The organism is Faecalibacterium prausnitzii, from assembly GCF_003287405.1.
Taxonomy (GTDB): Bacteria; Bacillota; Clostridia; order Oscillospirales; family Ruminococcaceae; genus Faecalibacterium; species Faecalibacterium intestinale.
Genome location: NZ_PRLD01000004.1, coordinates 178,571 through 197,916 on the forward strand (window position 1 = coordinate 178,571; position 19,346 = coordinate 197,916).

The 19,346-nt window shown below is 44.9% G+C and carries 22 protein-coding genes; 10 read left to right on the plus strand and 12 right to left on the minus strand.

Features of this window, described 5'->3' with window-relative positions; genetic code table 11:
- Nucleotides 1-431: 431 nt before the first annotated feature.
- Together C4N24_RS05885 and C4N24_RS05890 are read right to left on the minus strand one after the other, a co-directional pair.
- Complete coding sequence (locus tag C4N24_RS05885; protein ID WP_173016293.1) at nucleotides 432-1,139, minus strand: ImmA/IrrE family metallo-endopeptidase; 708 nt, start codon at nucleotides 1,137-1,139, stop codon at nucleotides 432-434.
- Nucleotides 1,139-1,420, minus strand: a complete 282-nt coding sequence (locus tag C4N24_RS05890; RefSeq protein ID WP_005928337.1) for a hypothetical protein — start codon at nucleotides 1,418-1,420, stop codon at nucleotides 1,139-1,141. Before C4N24_RS05890 ends, C4N24_RS05885 begins: the two co-directional genes overlap by 1 nt.
- A 449-nt stretch (nucleotides 1,421-1,869) precedes the next feature.
- On the opposite strand from C4N24_RS05890, the gene C4N24_RS05900 reads away from it, so the two are divergent.
- The 4 genes from C4N24_RS05900 (at nucleotide 1,870) to C4N24_RS05915 (ending at nucleotide 4,511) form a co-directional block, all read left to right on the plus strand.
- Nucleotides 1,870-2,697 (plus strand): XRE family transcriptional regulator, encoded by an 828-nt coding sequence (locus C4N24_RS05900; RefSeq protein ID WP_112090683.1) that lies wholly within the window; start codon nucleotides 1,870-1,872, stop codon nucleotides 2,695-2,697.
- A 19-nt stretch (nucleotides 2,698-2,716) separates the two neighbouring features.
- Nucleotides 2,717-2,920, plus strand: a complete 204-nt coding sequence (locus C4N24_RS05905) for a helix-turn-helix domain-containing protein (RefSeq protein ID WP_242888864.1) — start codon at nucleotides 2,717-2,719, stop codon at nucleotides 2,918-2,920.
- 275 nt (nucleotides 2,921-3,195) lie between these two features.
- On the plus strand, nucleotides 3,196-3,531 hold the full coding sequence (locus C4N24_RS05910; protein ID WP_097778743.1) for a hypothetical protein: 336 nt from the start codon (nucleotides 3,196-3,198) through the stop codon (nucleotides 3,529-3,531).
- 191 nt (nucleotides 3,532-3,722) lie between these two features.
- Entirely contained in the window at nucleotides 3,723-4,511 is a 789-nt protein-coding gene (locus C4N24_RS05915; RefSeq protein ID WP_112090684.1) for a DUF975 family protein, read from the plus strand.
- 318 nt (nucleotides 4,512-4,829) lie between these two features.
- Here the strand turns inward: C4N24_RS05915 and C4N24_RS05920 are convergent, their stop codons facing one another.
- Nucleotides 4,830-5,036 (minus strand): DUF6219 family protein, encoded by a 207-nt coding sequence (locus C4N24_RS05920; protein ID WP_112090685.1) that lies wholly within the window; start codon nucleotides 5,034-5,036, stop codon nucleotides 4,830-4,832.
- A 276-nt stretch (nucleotides 5,037-5,312) separates the two neighbouring features.
- On the opposite strand from C4N24_RS05920, the gene C4N24_RS15800 reads away from it, so the two are divergent.
- The 5 genes from C4N24_RS15800 (at nucleotide 5,313) to C4N24_RS05945 (ending at nucleotide 7,768) form a co-directional block, all read left to right on the plus strand.
- Nucleotides 5,313-5,645 carry a DUF134 domain-containing protein gene (locus tag C4N24_RS15800; protein WP_173016327.1) on the plus strand — a complete coding sequence of 111 codons (333 nt, stop codon included), beginning with the start codon at nucleotides 5,313-5,315 and terminating at the stop codon, nucleotides 5,643-5,645.
- Between the two features lie 45 nt (nucleotides 5,646-5,690).
- Nucleotides 5,691-6,092 (plus strand): NifB/NifX family molybdenum-iron cluster-binding protein, encoded by a 402-nt coding sequence (locus C4N24_RS15805; RefSeq protein ID WP_112090687.1) that lies wholly within the window; start codon nucleotides 5,691-5,693, stop codon nucleotides 6,090-6,092.
- Between the two features lies 1 nt (nucleotide 6,093).
- Entirely contained in the window at nucleotides 6,094-6,750 is a 657-nt protein-coding gene (locus C4N24_RS05935; RefSeq protein WP_112090688.1) for a Crp/Fnr family transcriptional regulator, read from the plus strand.
- A gap of 79 nt (nucleotides 6,751-6,829) precedes the next feature.
- Complete coding sequence (gene rbr / locus C4N24_RS05940) at nucleotides 6,830-7,372, plus strand: rubrerythrin (RefSeq protein ID WP_005946411.1); 543 nt, start codon at nucleotides 6,830-6,832, stop codon at nucleotides 7,370-7,372.
- Nucleotides 7,373-7,393: 21 nt separating this feature from the next.
- Entirely contained in the window at nucleotides 7,394-7,768 is a 375-nt protein-coding gene (locus C4N24_RS05945; RefSeq protein ID WP_005946408.1) for a desulfoferrodoxin family protein, read from the plus strand.
- 191 nt (nucleotides 7,769-7,959) lie between these two features.
- Here C4N24_RS05945 and C4N24_RS05950 read toward each other — a convergent pair whose 3' ends face one another.
- The 9 genes from C4N24_RS05950 to C4N24_RS05995 all read right to left on the minus strand — a co-directional run bounded on the left by C4N24_RS05950 (nucleotide 7,960) and on the right by C4N24_RS05995 (nucleotide 18,255).
- Nucleotides 7,960-8,451, minus strand: coding sequence for a transposase (locus tag C4N24_RS05950; RefSeq protein ID WP_112090689.1), 492 nt, complete (start codon nucleotides 8,449-8,451; stop codon nucleotides 7,960-7,962).
- 1,008 nt (nucleotides 8,452-9,459) lie between these two features.
- Nucleotides 9,460-9,660 (minus strand): hypothetical protein, encoded by a 201-nt coding sequence (locus C4N24_RS05960; protein WP_098924533.1) that lies wholly within the window; start codon nucleotides 9,658-9,660, stop codon nucleotides 9,460-9,462.
- Nucleotides 9,660-11,306, minus strand: a complete 1,647-nt coding sequence (locus C4N24_RS05965) for an ABC transporter substrate-binding protein (RefSeq protein ID WP_112090691.1) — start codon at nucleotides 11,304-11,306, stop codon at nucleotides 9,660-9,662. Before C4N24_RS05965 ends, C4N24_RS05960 begins: the two co-directional genes overlap by 1 nt.
- Before the next feature lie 68 nt (nucleotides 11,307-11,374).
- Nucleotides 11,375-12,142 (minus strand): ABC transporter ATP-binding protein, encoded by a 768-nt coding sequence (locus C4N24_RS05970; RefSeq protein ID WP_112090692.1) that lies wholly within the window; start codon nucleotides 12,140-12,142, stop codon nucleotides 11,375-11,377.
- A complete protein-coding gene (locus C4N24_RS05975) occupies nucleotides 12,139-12,942 on the minus strand; it encodes an ABC transporter ATP-binding protein (protein ID WP_112090693.1) in 804 nt (267 codons plus the stop codon). The genes C4N24_RS05970 and C4N24_RS05975 overlap by 4 nt, the downstream gene beginning before the upstream one ends.
- Nucleotides 12,939-13,763 (minus strand): ABC transporter permease, encoded by an 825-nt coding sequence (locus C4N24_RS05980; protein ID WP_098924537.1) that lies wholly within the window; start codon nucleotides 13,761-13,763, stop codon nucleotides 12,939-12,941. The genes C4N24_RS05975 and C4N24_RS05980 overlap by 4 nt, the downstream gene beginning before the upstream one ends.
- Nucleotides 13,753-14,694 carry an ABC transporter permease gene (locus tag C4N24_RS05985; protein ID WP_112090694.1) on the minus strand — a complete coding sequence of 314 codons (942 nt, stop codon included), beginning with the start codon at nucleotides 14,692-14,694 and terminating at the stop codon, nucleotides 13,753-13,755. The genes C4N24_RS05980 and C4N24_RS05985 overlap by 11 nt, the downstream gene beginning before the upstream one ends.
- 97 nt (nucleotides 14,695-14,791) lie before the next feature.
- Nucleotides 14,792-16,513 (minus strand): ABC transporter ATP-binding protein, encoded by a 1,722-nt coding sequence (locus C4N24_RS05990; protein WP_207657270.1) that lies wholly within the window; start codon nucleotides 16,511-16,513, stop codon nucleotides 14,792-14,794.
- Nucleotides 16,513-18,255 (minus strand): ABC transporter ATP-binding protein, encoded by a 1,743-nt coding sequence (locus C4N24_RS05995; protein WP_181573062.1) that lies wholly within the window; start codon nucleotides 18,253-18,255, stop codon nucleotides 16,513-16,515. The genes C4N24_RS05990 and C4N24_RS05995 overlap by 1 nt, the downstream gene beginning before the upstream one ends.
- A gap of 156 nt (nucleotides 18,256-18,411) precedes the next feature.
- Between C4N24_RS05995 and C4N24_RS06000 the strand changes: the two genes are divergently transcribed.
- Nucleotides 18,412-19,335, plus strand: a complete 924-nt coding sequence (locus C4N24_RS06000; protein WP_112090697.1) for a helix-turn-helix domain-containing protein — start codon at nucleotides 18,412-18,414, stop codon at nucleotides 19,333-19,335.
- Nucleotides 19,336-19,346 lie beyond the last annotated feature (11 nt).

Consider the following 19,346-nt stretch of genomic DNA (forward strand, 5'->3'; position numbering starts at 1 on the left):
AACATAAAGCCTGCTCCTTTTTACGGGAGCAGGCTTCCTGAAGGCTAAAAAAATAGCCGGACAACAACCAACTGAGGGATCTTCAAAGAAAATCTCTCAATCAGCTGTTGCCCGGCTATTTGGAGCACGTTTCATACATTGCCTTGCGGCAATGGCCCGTTGCTCGGAGCGAACAGTCCATATTCAGGGTGCAATGCACCCGTATTTGTTAAAATGACTGGAAAATCACCGGCATCTAAATGCCAGATCAAGTCTCAGGGTTTCTTTGCATCTATTGCACTTAACTTGTAGTATACCTGAACACCCCTCGATTTTTTGGTATAACTTATTTCCACAAACAGGGCAAAATCTCCAGCCTATGCTAAATTCTGCCTGCTGTGTAGTAGTCGGTGCTTTACCGGCAAAGGGACGGTTCTTTAACTGAATCATATTCATTCTCCAAATCGCATGATGTCCAATGGATGGCAGTGGATGGGTTTTCCTTTTATAACCTGCATCTGCTGCAGTCTGATCCTGATTGCAGACCAAGAAACCCCAATCCGTCGAGCCATCTCCAGAATTTTTTCATAGTTAGGGTCAGACACTGATTTGTACAGAATCCCATTTGGCAGAGTCAACGATACACGTTCTATTTCGGCATTGATCAGAAATGTTGGCATCAGCAGCTCTGCTGCAAGGGTATCCGCCTGCCATTCTTCCCACGAGGCATTTCCGTTTCTCTCCCGATAGGCAATGTGCCCACGGCACTTGACTGCTTTTCCGTAGTCGTTCGGAAACAGATCAGCCAAAATCTGATGTGCTGCTTCATGCGCTATTGTGAAATTCCGGCATCCAGTGCATCTGTCTGCCGCAAGAGCAGAATCGATTACGATATCCCTTGGCATAAATACTTCAACAAGCTTTGTTCCATCCTCAAGGGTTGCTGTGAAGCTACATCTCTGGAAAACCGTTAATCCAAGGATGTGACCATCGCTACACAGCGGCAACATCTTCAGGTTCAGTCCAAGAACAGAATTTGCAAACTGCTCTGGGTTAATAGGAGCGGGGTCATTTTTGCTTATTCCGAAGAGTGCATAGTACATTTCAATATATTTGCCTGCTATGTACGAAAGTTCTGCACGCGATAAGTATCTTGCCATTATGAAGCCCTACCTTCTGATGTGGCACAGTAGGCTTCCACGAACCACTTGCCCTTTTCAAGCCAAAGATTCCGCTTCTGCCCGCAAATCAGGCAGGTGAAGCAATGTCCTTTCACGCCAAAACGTGATGTACCGTGCTTGACTGCCAAGACACGATCAATTCCATAAGTGCGAGTCTTGTCATAGTTTATGGCAAGAGGACGGATCTTGCCGTCAGGAGTAAAACGAACATCCACTTCGACGTATCTTTTCTCACGGCGAAGGTTGTAATCACCACACATCAGAATTCCTCCTTTTTGCAGATTTATCAGAATGCAGCGTGCATTACTTGCGAGTCATACTGCGTGCCACGAACTGTTTTTCGTTTAACAGAGGAACGGACACTGTATGCTTTTTCCACTCATCCATAGAGCAGGTTACTGCTTTGCACAGACGGCATTTTGTCTAGCCATCGGTTGCATCAAGATCTACATCATAGTTCATGGTTCCGCACATCGGGCATCTTACGTTTTCTTTTCTCATAATATCACCTCTTAAAAACACCGAACAAATACGATTTCGGTCCAGAATCAACACCAAAAAGCTGTTATTCGTGGATTTGATTCGATTATATACCTACTTTATGGAGATGTCAATTACGCATTTATCGCTATTTTAGAGATTTCTTATTGATTTCCTGTATTTTCTATACTATAATAGAGCTACCGGATCACAAAGGAGTGTTCTTGTTATGAAAAAGAAAACCACGCTCACCAAAATACACATAGCCCCATCCACAGTGCGCTATGATGCAGTCGCTGCGAGGGATAGCAATGAGGTTGGTCAGATTCTCGCAGGCACACGAAAAAGGAATGGCTATTCACTTGTAGCTTTCTCTGAACTTCTCCGTCACTATGGCGTCGATGTCAGTGATAAAGGAATCAGCAAATGGGAAAAAGGCTATACCACTCCTAGCATCTATCAACTAGTTGCAATCTGCTACGCATTGAACATCAAGGAGGGTCCTTCCTACTTTACAAAGAACTTTCAGAAACCCGCCCTTCTAAATGACATCGGGCAAAAAAAAGTCGCTGAGTACGAAATGGACTTGATTGCATCCCGGCGCTACCAGCCAGACGCAGAAGAGCCCGCGGAAATCGACTACATAATGATGCCTGTATCAGAGTTGCCAGTATCGGCAGGTCTAGGAGCTTTTCTTGAGGGTGAAATGTTCCAGCAGATACAAGTGCCTGCCAGTAGCGTTCCGGCTGGTGCCGAGTTCGGGATATACGTTAGCGGTGATAGTATGGAGCCACGTTATCATAACGGACAAATCGTATGGGTGAAGCGCTGCGAAGAACTTAAATGCGGGGATATCGGGATATTCGTATATGATGACTGTGGATATCTGAAAAAATACGATGAACATACCCCAGACAAATCCCAAGCAGAGTTCCTTACCGACAGCTATGGCGTGGTGCATAACCAACCGGTTTTGGTTTCTCTTAACACCAAATATTCGCCGATCCTTATATCTCCAGAGCAAAGATTCGAGGTTGTTGGAAAAGTTTTGAACTAAAAAGATGGGAGGAGTTTTCGTGGATACGATCAAGCGTGTTCAGGATTTGATGCAAGCGCGTGATATGAATCTGTGTGTGTTGGCAAAGAAATGCGGAATATCGTACTCCACGATTCAAACCACCGCCCGTCGGGGAGGGCAGTTAAGCGTAGAGACGATTGAAAGAATTTGTCAGGGTTTAGGAATTACATTAAAAGACTTCTTCGATTCCTCCTACCTGTAAATATAGGGGCAGCAAAAAAGCCGTTCGCCACGCTGGAAAATCTGCGTGGTGAACGGCTTTAATACTGCTTCTATTTATCCTTTGGTAATCTCCAGATAAACACTAATCTCCATGATTGTTACCATTGAAGGAATACATTTGCGACGATCTTCGGGCATACCGAATAAGATTTGCATTGGCAGTAGAAAACGGCTCATGTTACCTATTGCAATTCTGACTATTTGGAAATATACTTGTAAGGATCAAATTATTTCACTTTATGGGAGGAAATTATTATGGCAAGACCCAAGGGAAGCAAGAATAAGGCTCGTACTGTAAAGGCCAGCGTTGATTATGCAGCCGTCGTTGCAGAAAAGACCGCTGAAAAGGAAAAAATCGAATCTGAGGTTGCTACGCTGACTGCAAATCTCGATGATCTGAAAACGCAGCTGAAAGCCAAGAAAGCAGAATTGAAAGCCGCCACCAAGGAACTTGCCAAAGCCGAAAACAAAAAAGCTGCCGCCGAAGCAAAAGCAGCAGAAGAAGCAAAGAAGGGCGAAGCAGAAGATGTGCTGAAGAAGCTGCTTGCCAGCGGTATGACGGCTGAAGAAATCCTTGCAAAGCTCCAGTAATGCAATATGATGAACTGGACAAGCTGCTGAAGTAAAGGAAGGGGCTGTTGCACACGGATAAAAGCCGGTGCAACAGCCTCTTTTTCATTCATGCTGCAATTTTTTCAGCGTTTCAAACGTATCTAAATTAAAGTGGCATATCATATTCCTTTTCACACATACTTGCCATTTTCAGACAGGAGGTTGCTTTTATGAAAATATCTGCCGACTATCGTATGCTCGCTCTCGATGCTCTGCGCGGAAAATGGAAAACTGCTGTTCTGACAGGTATTGCCGCCAGTGCGCTCGGTGCTACCATTGTGAGCAGTTCCAACAGTGTCGTTTCCAATTCCAATCAGGCAAAGGACATTCATTTTAACCTGTTCGCCCAGCCAAACGGCGGTCGGCTGCTTGCTGTTTTGCTTGTCGGCATTGGTCTGTGGGCAATCCTCCAACTGATCGTGGGCGGTGCAGTTCAACTGGGATATGCTCATTTTAATCTGAACCTTGTAGATGGAAATGATGCTGCCATCTCGGACTTGTTCTCTCAGAAAGACCGTCTGTGGGATGGCTTCTGCATGAAATTCCTGCAGGGTCTGTACATCGCCCTCTGGTCGCTGCTGTTGGTGATTCCGGGAATCGTGAAAACATACAGCTATGCGATGACACCTTACATCATGTCCGAACATCCTTCGCTGACCGCAAATGAAGCGATCACAGAATCCCGGCGGATCATGAATGGCAACAAATGGCGGCTGTTCTGTCTGGATTTCAGCTTCATTGGCTGGGAGTTGCTCTGTTCGTTGCCACTGTATGCCGGGGGTTTTCTGGTTCTCAAATATTTCACCGGTTCAGAGGCTATGGCGATTTCTCTTGTTCTTCTGCTGACAATTCCATTGAGCATTGGCTTCTTTTTTGTACGCCCCTATGAGGAAGCTGCATGGGCCACTTTCTACCGCGATATTACCGCAGCACCTACCGAACCGGATGAAGCATACTGACTTTTATACTATTTCGCAGATGTGACCGGATTTTCGAGGTGGTCTGCGTATGGATAAGAAACCTGACCGTTCCGAAATAATTACAATGAGCCTCTTGTATGCTTTAACGCTGGTGCTTACGGTATTAAAAGTGACGAGAACGTTTTCACTGCCTTGGTTGTGGGTACTGGGTCCACTTTGGCTTGGCACACGTCGGTACTGTGATTAGGGCTGCTTGCGCTGGGAGATCTCTCCCAGCGTTTTCTCTATGAAAGAAAGTTGCTGGAGAAAAAAATTCTCCAGCAACTTTGTCTTTGATGAATAAAGGAAATTTTTTGTTTAACTATTCTCACTATTATTTGATTTAGTGATTTTTTTCTTCTTTGGAGAAACCAGTTTGTGACCGGAATAAATGGACATACCCATACAAAGCAATGAAGAATAGGCAAAGTATTTATGCGCAGTCATAGATTTTTTGATTCCAGAATAAATGCATCCAAACATACAGAAAAGTGCGCCTAAGGACCAGTATTTATGTGATTTCATGATTTGATACCTCCTTTGATTTAACTGATTCAATTATAACGTTTTTTTACGAAAATGCAAGCATTACCGGGAACGCTTTCATGTGGATGCTGTGACTGCCGCTACGGTCATGATCGGTGGGCATTACGAACAAGGCTCACATGTAGCATTCGACTCCGAATATCAGCCGGCACACATATGAGGACGGAAAATGTAGCAGCTTTTGAAAAAAATTGCTTTTTTCTGCTCAAAGTGCTACAATCGGAATATACCGAATACAAAGGGAGGAAAGCTCCCATGCCAAGACCGCCACGGTGCCGTCAAATTTGTGGCGTACCACAGGTCGATACATTCTGTCCCAACGGGTGCGAGAATACCGAGCCGATCCTGCTGACGCTAGACGAATACGAGGTCATTCGGCTGGTTGACTTGGAGCAGCAAACCCACGAGCAGTGTGCCGCTCAAATGGACATTTCCCGCTCTACCGTGCAGGAGATTTACGAAAGCGCACGGAGCAAGATCGCAGCGTGTCTTGTTCACGGGAAACCGCTGCACATCACCGGGGGAAACTACCGCATCTGCGGAGGACAGGAGGCATCTCACTGCAGCCGTTGCTGCCGGATGCAGTGAGCCAACATGGAAAAATCAGGCAAAACTTGCAAAGGAGATTCTATTATGAAAATTGCAGTTGCCTATGAAAACGGTCAAATCTTTCAGCACTTCGGTCACACCGAGCAGTTCAAGCTTTATGAAGCTGTGGACGGCAAAATCACTCATGCGAAAGTCGTTGACACCAACGGCAGTGGTCACGGCGCACTGGCAGGCTTCCTAATGCAGCACGGTGTGGACACTTTGGTTTGCGGAGGCATCGGCGGCGGTGCGCAGGCAGCACTCGCCGAAGCGGGCATCAAGCTCTACGGCGGTGTCAGCGGGGACGCTGACGCGGCGGTGAGCGCATTGCTCAACGGAAGTTTGGGCTACGATCCCAATGTTCACTGTGACCACCATGACCATGAGCACGGCGAGGCTGGTCACTCCTGCGGTGACCACGGCTGCGGCAAGCATAGCTGCCATTGATATGGAACGCACACTGACACAACTTCCGTTCTGGTCATCCTTGACCGAACGCGAAATGGACACACTACGCCGAAGTGCCTTTGTTCGTCATTATAAAAAGGGTGCGTTCGTTCACAGTAGCGACAATGAATGTCTCGGAATGCTGTTTATTCTTTCCGGCGAGATCCGCACCTATCTTCTCTCTGATGAGGGGCGGGAGGTAACGCTGTTCCGCCTGTATCCGGGCGAACTATGCGTGCTTTCCGCCTCCTGCGTGATCAGTCAGATCACCTTTGATACGCAAATGACTGCCGGAAGGGATACGGACGTTCTGATTATCCCTGCAAATGTCATTGCTGCACTCAAGGAGAAAAATCTCCATGTCCGCTGTTTTCTCTATGAACTGACAACGAAACGGTTTTCTGATGTGATGTGGGCGATGCAGCAGATCATGTTCAAGGGGCTGGATCAGCGGCTGGCAGAATTTCTCTTTGCCGAAGCGGAACGTACCGGCTCCGACACGATACGTATGACCCATGAGCAGATCGCCCAGCACATCAGCTCGGCACGGGAGGCAGTGGCACGGATGCTCAAAAGCTTCTCGGAGGACGGACTGGTGGAGCTGAAGCGTGGTGCAATCACGCTGCGGGATAAGAACAGACTAAATCGTCTAAAATAAAAAGGAATGTGACTTCGTCACGGAATAAAATCATAGATTTGCTACAATAAAAGCAGAAAAGCAGGAAGGAGTATCCACCATGAAAGAGACGAAATACGCAGGAACTCAAACCGAAAAAAACCTGATGGCTGCCTTTGCCGGCGAGTCCGAGGCACGCAACAAGTACACCTATTTTGCATCCAAGGCCAAGAAGGAAGGCTTTGAGCAGATCGCGGCACTGTTCCTCAAAACCGCTGATAATGAGAAGGAACACGCCAAGCTGTGGTTCAAAGAACTGAACGGCATTGGCGACACCGCAGAAAACCTTCTCTCCGCCGCTGAGGGTGAGAACTACGAGTGGACGGATATGTACGATGGCTTTGCCAAAACTGCCGATGAGGAAGGTTTCCATGAGCTGGCTCAGCGTTTCCGCCTGGTCGCCGCCATTGAAAAGCATCACGAGGAGCGCTACCGTGCCCTGCTGCACAATGTGGAGATGGCGGAGGTCTTCGCCAAGAGCGAGGTCAAGGTGTGGGAGTGCCGCAACTGCGGTCACATCGTCGTGGGCGAGAAGGCTCCGGAGGTTTGCCCCACCTGCAACCATCCCCAGAGCTATTTTGAAATTCACGCAGAAAACTATTAAAGAAAGAAAAGGAGAATTATCATGGAGCAGAAGTTTTACATTTGCAAGCATTGCGGTAACATCATTGCCAAAGTTAAGGACGCAGGCGTCCCTGTTGTCTGCTGCGGCGAGCCGATGAGCGAGATCGTTCCCGGCACCACCGATGCCGCCGTGGAAAAGCACGTCCCTGTCTGGACGGTGGAAAACGGCATCGTCCATGTCAAGGTCGGCTCTGTGGAGCACCCCATGCTGCCGGAGCACTACATTGAATGGGTATCTCTCCAGACCAAGCAGGGCAATCAGCGTAAGGAACTGCATCCCGGCGAAAAGCCGGAGGTCTGCTTCGCTCTCTGCGAGGGCGATGAGGTCGAGGCGGTCTACGCCTACTGCAACCTCCACAGTCTGTGGAAAGCGTAATTCACCTTCTTAAAGGGGCTGTTGCACAAGGAAGAAAGCCAGTGCAGCAGCCCTTTTTATATATCTCTCGGCGTAAAAATGTGGAAAACAAGCGTCAAACGAGTAAAATGTTGAAAACTCAGTCAGCAAAAATAGACCCTTCCGACTTTTAGAAGTCTTTGGAAGAGTCTGCTTTTTCGATTTTCAGAAAATCAGAATTTCAGGTAGGCTTTTGGCTGGATGAGATGCTGTTTCTGTAAGCTGCTGTTGCACTTGGAAACGAAATGTGCAATGTTCTGAGAAAGCCCCAGAAAGAGCAGTTCTGCCAGAACCTTAATATTCCCACCGGTCAGGAAGCGTTTGAAGCTGCGGTTGTGCTTGAGCTGTCCGAAAGCTCCTTCCACCTGGATGGAACGGTTGCACCGAAGCAGTTTTCCCTCTTCGGTGGTAATATTCCGGTAAGACTGCTGGCGCATTTTCTGGAATTCCCAGCAGACGGAAATCTCTTTTCTTCTGTTCTCCTCTTTTGCCTTGCAGCAGACAGAACGGTAAGGACAATCCGAGCAGTCTTCACAACGGTAAACAGAGATTTCTCGCTCTGTACCATCTTTGGCGTGAGAAGTATATTTTGAAACATAGTCCAGATGTCTGCCATTCTTGCAGATAAAGCAGTCATCCGGTTTGTAGTAGCCCATGTTTTCCATTCTGCCGATCTGAGCCTTAAAGGAATGCTTCTGACCAGATTCGTAATTGTTAGGCTTAATGAAAGCGGTCTGCCCATTTTCTTCGAGCCAGCGGTAGTGGCAAGACTTTCATAACCGGAATCCGCAACGACCTTCTCGTACTTCTGTCCGTGTTTCCTTTGCATATATGTAGGCGCATACCAGCACTTTGAATAACACACGCGGCTCGATCTGCGATTTTCGGATTCCCGAATAAGCGAAATACAATTTTGTATAGTCCAGTTCCTCAAGCTGGTCGCTTGCCTGACAGAGCGCATGATGTTTGTCGATTTGAATTTCTGTCTGCATTCGAAATTTTAACTGTTGACTTTTCTCCTCAATTTCGATATGCTGTTCTTGCTTTATCCGTTTCATTTTTGCACTGTTAACGTTAAAGCAAAAGACCAGAGTTGTAAAGCCTTTTGGCTAAATAACTCTGGTCTTTTTGTTGGGGCTTGTGCAACAGCCCCCCATTTGCTGAACCCAGGGGAGGTTCATGATGGACCTCCCAGAAGGACTCACTCTATCGGAGATTTAACACAGAGAAAGAAACAAGCGTCACTTCCAGAATTGCTCTAAAACCCTCTATGATATGCAAACTATAAAAGAGCGTATTGGTTATCCGAAGTATAAGTATAACTCTTATTGGATATTCTCAGCATATCGTAATCCTTTGGATTTGCGATGGCATCGTAGCAAAACTCAGCACCCATCATTAGTTGGCGCTGACATTCGCCAATCTCAGGAACCACATCAGCATAGATGCTATTATTTACATAGCACATAGAACATGATATGGGATTTAACTCTACAATGTCTATATACGAATTACCGTTGCTGTCAATAAATTCGCCTAAATCTAATGCGTAGTTAGCTGGGAAAACGCCCAATCTTCTAATGTGATCTACCATATGTATGGCAATATTTTTGTGTGATTTTGGCACGGTGTGTTTGAGTGAATGGAGCGCCCTGAATGAGTTGACAACCTGATTATTCAAAATAATGTGCCTGATTTCGCGTGTGCCTAACTGCGTGATTAACGCTCGCTTTAGATACATTCATGTACTCAGCAACCTCTACTGAACGAACTGAACCATGTTGCGCTTCAAGAATAAATATGGCTTTTAGATAGTCTTCTCCTGAAGAATGAAGTCTTTCTTTTGTAACCGCCTCAGCCACACTGCTGGACATTATTTCACATGAACAGATGCAATGTCTACGTAGCTGGCATCTGTGTAGAAGTCATAGCCAGTTATCTTATCAGTATTCCACAGAGCCAGATCGTGAGTGCCGGTTACAGGCACCAGAAGATTCTGATCTGCAATACCATTCAGAATCATTCCATAGATTTCCTGCACACGCTGAGAATCAGAAGTGGAGTCCAATTCTGCGAAAATTTCAGGATTCTCAAAGAAAGCAGAGAACTGGCAGAGGATCGGATCACCTATAGCGCCAGGAGCCATATTGCTCATATCTGTTGCAGGGTCAAAGGAACCGCCAGCAGTATTGTAGAAGGTCAGATCATATTCGCCAGCCATCAAGGCTCCATACCAGGTGTTCATGTCTACTGCATCAATAGTAACATCGAAGCCGAGTTCTTTAAGAGAAGCTGCAATAGAAAGAACTGCATTGTCAACACTTGCAAGGCTCTGAGAATAGTTGAAATGAATGGCGAGAGAAGTTCCGTCCTTCTCCAGGATACCGTCATCATTGGTATCCTCATAGCCGGCTTCCTTCATGAGCTGCTTTGCCTTTTCCATGTCGGTAGGATAGGTCTTAACCTCCACACCGCAGTTGGGCTTTTCATTCGTAAAGAGGGTTTCGGCAGCAGTCTCCAGGCCATCGAAAACAGAGGTTTCCAACTCCTGCTGATTAACAGCGTAGGATATTGCTTCCCTTACAAGAGGATCATTAAAGGGAGCCTTATTCAGGTTCATACCCAGATAACGAGTTTGGTTGGTGCTGTCATCCATGGCATGACCGAAAGCGGCATCCTGGGAAATTTCCGTGTAGCCTTCTGCGCTAAGTCTGCTGGAGCCGAGAATCGCATCGATTTCGCCGTTGCGCAGAGCAAGAATTTTTGCAGCATTATCAGGAATCACTTTGACCTTGAACTCGTCCACTTCAGGAGCTTCGCCCCAGTAGTAGGGATTGCGGATAAAGGTATAGGTATCTTCCTCGACCCGGTCAAACATATAGGGACCAGTACCCATAGTTGCACTCACGCAATTCTCGTAAGCCTTTTCTACGCCGCCTTCAAAGGCTGCGGGATTCACAATACCAAAAGGCAGCGCCATGGTCAGATTGTCAAGAGCAGCGTAATAAGGGGTCTTCAAAGTCATTACAAAGGTTTTTTCATCCGGGGTTTCCAGCTTGTCAAACAAAGTAGTGAGCTTACCGAAGGCACCATTCTGGGGCCCCAGATTGGTTACTACTGCTTCAAGGGTCATCTTTACTGCCTCGGAAGTCAGAGGAGTACCGTCAGAAAATTTGACACCATCACGCAGATGGAAGGTGTAAGTCTTGCCGTCATCACTGATTTCCCAGGTTTCAGCCAACTCGCCCTGAATCTTCCCGTTATCATCGTAGCTTACCAGAGTGTTGTAAAAATTACGACTCCAGAATCCGGCACCGTAAGTGCTGGATACCATAGGCGTGATGACAGGATAGAAGCCTACAGAAAAGTCCCAATTCTCGGTGACAGTGATTGAGACCGGCTCTGCATCGGTCTGAGAGGTGGATTCCTCCGGTTTCTCGTCAGGGTTCGCGCCGCAAGCTGCCATAGCAAGGCACATCACAAGTGCGAGTCCGAAAGCTAAAAGTTTTTTCAGTTTCATGTACAAAATCTCCTTTATTTATTGTTATATCATGCTTTTCAGCAGGGTATACGTATTTATTGAATGGTTTAACCCAAATATGGAGCAATAGAATGCAGCAGAAGCTTGGTATACGGATGTGTAAAGCAGTCTGTCGAACCGTGAAATGTACGGTCTTCGATAATCTTACCGCAGCGCATCACCATTACACGGTCTGCAAGATATAGCGCAACGTCCAGGTCATGGGTAATGAAAAAGCAAGTCATTTTTCGCTCCTGATGGAGTCGCTTCAGCAAATCAAGAATATGTTTACGAACCAGGACATCCAGCCCACTGACTGCTTCATCAAAAATCAACACATCCGGTTGAGCCGCTAACGCTCTTGCAATACATACACGTTTTTGTTGTCCACCGGATAGCTCATGAGCTTTTCGCAGCTTGATCTCTTCGGGAAGCTCCATCATGGTAAGAAGATCATTGATTTCCCGTTCTTCTTCCTTTTTGCTGAGTTTTCTGAAATTGCGAATTGGCTCTGCAATGATTTGATATACCGTAAAGCGAGGGTCCATTGCTCCCTTGCCATCCTGAAGAATCAGCTGTATTTTAGATTGCAGTACCTGCTTTTGCTTGCCCCGGCAGAGGGAAATGTTTTTTCCTTCAAACAGTACCTCTCCAGAAGATGGAACCAGAAGACCGCACATGAGCTGAGCCAAAGTGCTTTTACCAGATCCGCTTTCTCCTACCAAAGCGCAAAATGAACCATTCTGAATAGTAAAATCTACATGATCAACGGCCAGAAGCTCGTTGCTTGTGCCTTGTTCGTGAAATTCTTTTGATAGGTTGTTGACTTTAATCATGATTCCGCCCCTTTCGTGAAAGCATAGGAAAGGGAGTAAGCTTCAATCAGCGACCTTGTATAAGGTTCTGTGGTATGATCGAAGACAGATTGAACTTCACCGGATTCTATAATTTTTCCTTCCTTCATCACCAATATGTTTCCACCTAATTGAAGAGCTGTTGCGAAATCATGAGTTACCATAAGAATCCCAACACCATTTGCTTTCATCTGCGAAAATAAATCTATGATTCCATTTCTGTGAATCACATCCAAAGCAGTTGTTGGCTCATCGGCAAGCACGAATTTTGCATCAAGCATCATAGCCATTGCGATAATGACACGCTGAAGCATTCCTCCGGAAAGCATATGGGGGTATGCTCTGTATACCCTGTCAGGATCATCTAAGCCTACATCATGCAGAAGCCGCAGAATATAGTTGTAACGTTGCTGGCGGGATTTGTCGGAATGAAGCCGTAGCGTTTCATCCATCTGTCTGCCAATACGCATAGAAGGGTCCAATGCAGTCATTGGATTTTGCGGGATATAGACAATCTGGTTTCCGTATATTCCTCGTCTCTGCTTTTCTGACGAATTCAAAAGATCAGTCTCGCCGAAGAAAACGGAACCCGACACCTTAAATTTTTTAGGGTCCAATAAGTTTAGCACCGCACTACAGGTCATTGTTTTGCCGCTGCCTGACTGGCCTAACAAGATCAAAGACTCTCCTTCTTTGATTGCAAAGGATATTTCAGAAACCAAGTTATCCGTGCCTGGCCGAAGATTAATGCTTAAATGATCAATTATAAGTGATGGCATCATAGGCTGTCCTCCTCCGGCGTCAGAATATCACGGAGTGCTTCTCCAAATAAATTGAAGCCTGCTGCCGTTACGAAGATGCACAAGCCTGGATAGATTAGCAATTCCGGATGAGAGTAAAGCGCTGTCCTGGCATCATTTAACATGGCACCCCATTCCGGTGTGCCGGAGGGAAGGCCAAGTCCGAGGAAAGCAAAGCTGGAAACCATAATGATGGAAGAAGCGACACCAGTGGAAACATACACAAGAAACTGTGGCAGAATGTTAGGAATCAGATGTCTGAAGACCAGCTTTCCTGTATTGCACCCAGAAATCCGGGCTGCCAAGATATAATCTTTACCCATTTCTTGAACGGAATAAGATCTGACAACACGAACAAACCAAGCCCAGGTCGCTATCACAACAGAAACGGCAATGTTTTGGAGTCCGTTCCCCAGAACGCCTATAACAGCAATAGCAATGATAAGAGAAGGAAAAGCAATAAACACATCACAGAGTATAGTAATGAAATGGTCTGCTTTTTTTCCAGCACAGGCGCTAAAAGTACCGACAATCAGACCAATCACAGACAAAATCAGCAGCACAGGTAAACTGATTCCGATGGAATATCTGGCTCCATACAGCAGCCTTGATAAGGTACACCTGCCCAATTGATCTGTTCCAAGAGGGTATTCTGCGTCAGGCTGAGCATACTTTTGCGATAAATTCACCAATTCAGGGTCGTGAGGCGAAAAAGCAGGTGCTGCAATCGCAATCACAATCACAATAGCAATCAGGCACAGACCGATAATTGCCTGCGGCCTTTTGAGTAGCTTATGTATCATTTTCTTCCCTCACCATCCATGGACAAAGCAGACGGTTGATTATGTCTGCCATGAAATTTGCGACGACAAAAATTGCTGCAATGACGACTATACAGGTAGAAACTGCAATCGTATCTGCTGCAATCACACTGTCCACCAGATAAGTTCCGATTCCCTTGATTGAAAAAATACTTTCGATTACCGCCCCTCCGGCAATTAGAAAGCCGAATTGCTGAAAGAAAATTGTAACAACAGGCGGTAAGGCATTTCGCAGAATGTGGCATACCAGGATTCTGTTGGCAGATAGTCCACGGGCTTTTGCAAACCGAACATAATCAGAAGATAATTCAGCCAGAAGAGAGGAACGCATAATTCGGATGAGTGAACACGAACTGGGGACCGCCAGGGCAAATGAAGGTAGTAAAAAGCCCCTCCAACCTGGACTTGGTAAGACACTGAACCATTTCAGATGAATCGCAAAGAACAGTAGAAGAAGGAATCCCAGCCAGAAAGTTGGCATACAAATACCGCAGATAGTAATGCCTCTGGTAACCTGATCGAAAAGGCGGTTCCGCTTTCTGGCACAGAGCAAACTAATCGGAACGGTGAGTACGATAATCCATAGAATGGCCATCCCTACAAGAGATGTGGTCGTAGCCAGATACTTGTGCAGATCCTTTACAATCGGTTGATGAGTGGTCAAAGAAGTCCCAAGTTCTCCTGTAAACATTCCGGAAAGCCACTGAATATATCGCACAGGGAGAGGTTGATCCAATCCCATTTCCACCCGAATCATCTCAATCTGTTCCGGCGTAGGATTGGATACGCCTCGGTGTGCAATAATTTCTGCAGGATCTTTTCCGGACCAAGCAATCAACAAAAAACTTAGAATGCTGACGCCTACCAGCACAATGAGGAAGTTAATGATCCTTTTTCCAATATATTTCTTCAAATAATGCACCTCCTCACATCAGAAATCAGTTAGACATAGTTAATCAAATGCCTTTATGTTACCCTACAGTGCGGTCTGCATCTGAAGGGTAACCTGCTTAGTAGTTAAATTTCTCTGCCAGATTGGACTTTTCAATCATCTTTCTATATGTGGGCGACTGTTTCAGCAGATGAGCATGTTTTCCGCAGGCTTCTACCGTACCTGCTTTCATAACGACGATCTTATCTGCATTTTCAATAGACTTCAGTCTGTGTGAAATAACAATCACGGTCTTGCCTTGAATCAAATGATTTAATCCAGTCTGTATCTGGACTTCTGTTTCCACATCTAACGATGCAGCAATCTCATCCAGAATGATAATTGGAGCATCCTTCAGGATTGCTCTGGCAATGGACAGCCGCTGACGTTCTCCGCCGGAGAGTTTGGCTCCATTTTCCCCGATTATTGTCTGGTAGGTGTCTGGCAGACGGCTGACAAACTCATTGCAACCAGCCAGTTTTGCAGCTCGTATTACTTCTTCGTCAGAAGCATCCAGCCGCCCAAGGCGAATATTTTCCATAATAGAAGTATTAAATAGAATGACTTCCTGAAAAACAATGGAAACATACTTGAACAAGCTATCAGTGTGAATTTCTCGTATGTCGGTTCCTCCGATCTGAACGGTACCGGAATCTGCATCATATAGTCTGCTGATGAGCTTAAGCATTGTTGTTTTTCCGCAGCCGCTGGGACCGACCAATGCGGTTACCTGTCCTTGCTCCGCCGTAAAGGATGCATGGCGAATCACCTGGGTGTCTTTCTGGTAGGAAAAACAAACATCCTTTATTTCTACATTGAAATCTGAAAGGACTGCCTTTTCTCCACCCTGAAGTTCATGATTCTTGATTTCACCAATCCGGGCAATTCTTGCGTCCAAATAAAAGATTTCCGTCAGATAGAGCAAAACACCACCCATGGCCCCGCTGAGTTTCGCCGCCATAATAATATAGCCCAGAAGAATCAGGATACTTACCTGACCGGAGGCGAGCATTGAAAGGCCAACAGTCGCCGTGATTCCAATAGGAAGAATAGATAAAGTCTGGCCGATTGTAACAGGAATTGTCTGGGTGATCTGAGCTTTCCATTGAAGATTTTCTGACTCATCCAACTGCTGGTCCATTTGAGCTTCTACTTTTTCTTTCAACCCATAGCTTTTAATTTCCTGATTCAGTTCGATTGCATTCTGAAAGCTTTCGGAAATATCTCTCAACTTATCATAATGTTTATTTACATCTCTGACCTGCAGTTTCTTTGTCAAGAAAAGAACCGAAGCAGAAGTAAGAACGGGAAGCAATACACAGAGACCTAATTTCCAATTCATGATCAGAAGGGCTACGCTGATAACCAAAAAGTAAATTGCAAACCCTATGGAATTAGCCACTGCGTTCGCAAAAGCATGCTCAATCGAAGCCACATCTGCCATGATTGTTTGAGCAAGGTCAGACAAATTGTGCTTTGAAAAATAGGATAGGGGCAGTTTGGAAAGCTGTTCCGCCAGATCAATTCTTAAATTTGCAGATTCCTGGTAGGTTTCATCATAGGTCGTTTTATAGTTATAGTTAATAACTAAGTACATCACCAGGGTCGCTGCCAGCATAAACAGGAGATATACCACCGGTTTCCCGGCATTTCCATTCAACAGCCTGTCTGCAAACAGAAAAACACAGATCATCGGCGGTACAAAAGAAACATAATAGAGAAAGAATGACCAGATTGATTTTTCAAGGCCCTTCACACCCGAATCACTCAGCTGGAAGGCTCTTTTTAGATATGTCTTTATCATGCCAACCTCCACTGATTTGCCTTGCAGTATACATCCTGAAAATCCTTATAACGTCCATTGCAGGCCATCAGTTCATTGTGGGTTCCCTGTTCCACAACTTTTCCATTCTGGACAAACAGGATCTGGTCTACATTCTGAATAGAGGACAGCCTGTGTGCAATCATGATAACTGTTTTGCCCCTCATCAGTTTTTGGAAAGCCTGCTGCAACTCGTATTCATTTTCCGGATCTGCAGCTGCAGAAGCCTCATCCATAATGACGATATTCGCATTCTTTAGAATAGCCCTTGCAATGGCGATCCTTTGCACCTCACCACCGGAAAGGTATACGCCCTTTGCCCCTATGACGGTCATCTCCCGCTGGGGGAATTTGTCAAGGATGGATGTGCAGTTCGCTGCGTCAAGTGCATCCATAATCTGCTGCCGTGTTGCCTGAGGATTTCCGATTCGGACATTTTCGTAAATTGAGGTCTTTAGTAATTGACTGCGCTGGAAAACAAATGCGATGTTCTGAATGAGAGCTTTTTCAGAATAACTCTGAATGTTCTTTCCACCAATCAGAATTTCGCCGCCATCGACAGGATAAAAACCTGAAATCAGCTTTGCAATGGTAGATTTTCCTCCCCCGGAAGACCCGATGAGCGCATAAGTTTTATTCTGATGAAGTGTCAGGCTGAAATCCTTCAGCACGAAGTTGTCATCATACTTAAAGTCAACATGACGAAATTCAACATTGAAATCTTGGAAGGTCTCTTCGTTTCCATGTGGAAGCTTTGCCTGATCCATAGAAGTAGTCAGCTCATCAAGCTGATTCAGCGTATTTTGTGCGCCAAAGTTATCCTGCCCCGTAAACATGATCGATGTGAAAGAAGTAAATACAGCTCCGGAGAACACAGCAAAGAAAACAATCTTTGCCAGGATTAGCATAGCAGGTTCTCCATAGCTGATGAATACAACTGCGGCTGGTACAGCAAAAGCATAAAACACGTTGAACAGAACCTGGAATCCAACGTAGGGATTCTTACAGCTGAGGCTATACTGATAGACGTACTGTTTGTACTCTTTGATCGAGTTAATCAGAGTTTTGTAATACTGTACAGTTACACCGAAGATTTTTATGATCTGCATTCCTCTGACATATTCTACTGTTGCCGCACTCATCTTTTGAAGCGCCGCTGAATAGCCAGACAGAAATTCAGTACCACCGGACATTTTACGATACTGAAGAACACCAATCACAGTTGTAAGAATCAGGAGAATACCAAGGCGATAGTCTATTGCAAACATCAGCACAAACATTAACACCGGCGTCATAACAGCAGTGACGTTGTCCGGAATCAAATGGGCCACTGTTTTGTGTGTTTCTGCTGCGTTATCATCAATAATTTTTCGAATTTCTCCAGAGCTGTTATGGTCAAAAAAGGAAGAAGAGGCATCCAATAATTTATGAAGCCCATTTTTCCTTAAGTTTGTTTCAAGCCGGAAGCCTAAGTAGTGGGAACACGTTGCCGATGCAATGTTGAGAATGCCTCGTAAAATCATAAGTATGACTACAATAATTGCGTCATACATAGCCTTCTCATATACGGGAATAACCAGAATAGACACAATGAACCGCCACAGAAACCAATATGCTCCCATATATGAGCAGACGGCAGCGGCAGATAGTGCCATGGAGAAATATGCCAAAATTCTTTTATCTGGGACATAATGAAATAGTTTTTTATATAAACTGCGCATTGACTTCAAATATACACCTCTTTTTGCTTAAAAACGGTTTGACATACATCAGCTCTTTCATTATAATTAGATGTAGCTAACTGTAAAGGACAAAACAGATATAAAGTCTAAACAAGGTATTAATAAATCTAAACGAGGTATCCTTGGGAGGAGCCAATGATAGAAGTTGAACGAGATGATTTCTTTGTTGAATCGATAAAGAATCCAATAGAGTACGGAACATATTATAAGATCAACCCAAAATATGGAACCGGATTTCAATGGACGAGTGAGGTTCACCACGATTTCATCATTACAGTGACAGATATAAGATTTAACCAGGAAACTATGGTCGGAGAACATATTGGGTCTGGTTATGTACTTGCTCTCTATATTAGTGGCGCAGGAGATGAATTCTATCCGTATCAAAATATTTCTCCGAATACATTGCGCTGCTATGAACCATCTGAAAAGTATAAAGCTATTTATCATCCTCAGATTCCATTAAGATGTATTACCGTGCAGTTTGACCAGGAATTTATTGATCAGTATCTCCAGGAAATTTCCGGTGATCTTGAAGTAAACTTTTCTGATTTTTTCAAAGAAAAAGGGAAATTCTATTTACCAAATGTTAATCATGCTATGCAAAGCCTATATGAGTATCTGCTTTCCATGAAAGCGTCCAGAATTACAGTAGAAGTAAAAATATATGAAATCATCTCTTATCTTGCTTCATATTTGAAAGAAAACAGACTAAATGAAGAGAATGGCCAACCCATTAACAAAACAGATTTGCAGGCATTAGATGAACTAACGCATTATATGGACGAACATTACAGTTTTAATATTACGTTGCAGACGCTTTCCACCATTGCATGTATGAGTGAAAGCAAAATGAAAAAGCTATTTAAGTCAGTTTATAATATGTCCATTACTGAATACATTCAGAGGAAAAGGATCTCTGTAGCCGAGCATATGCTTATTCAGACCGACCTCACCATTGCGGAAATTTCAAGAATTGTTGGATACTCCAACCCCAGTAGATTGATTGAAATATTCAAAAGGTATTATGGATTTACTCCCTCAAAATACAGAAAATAAAAGTGTTATAC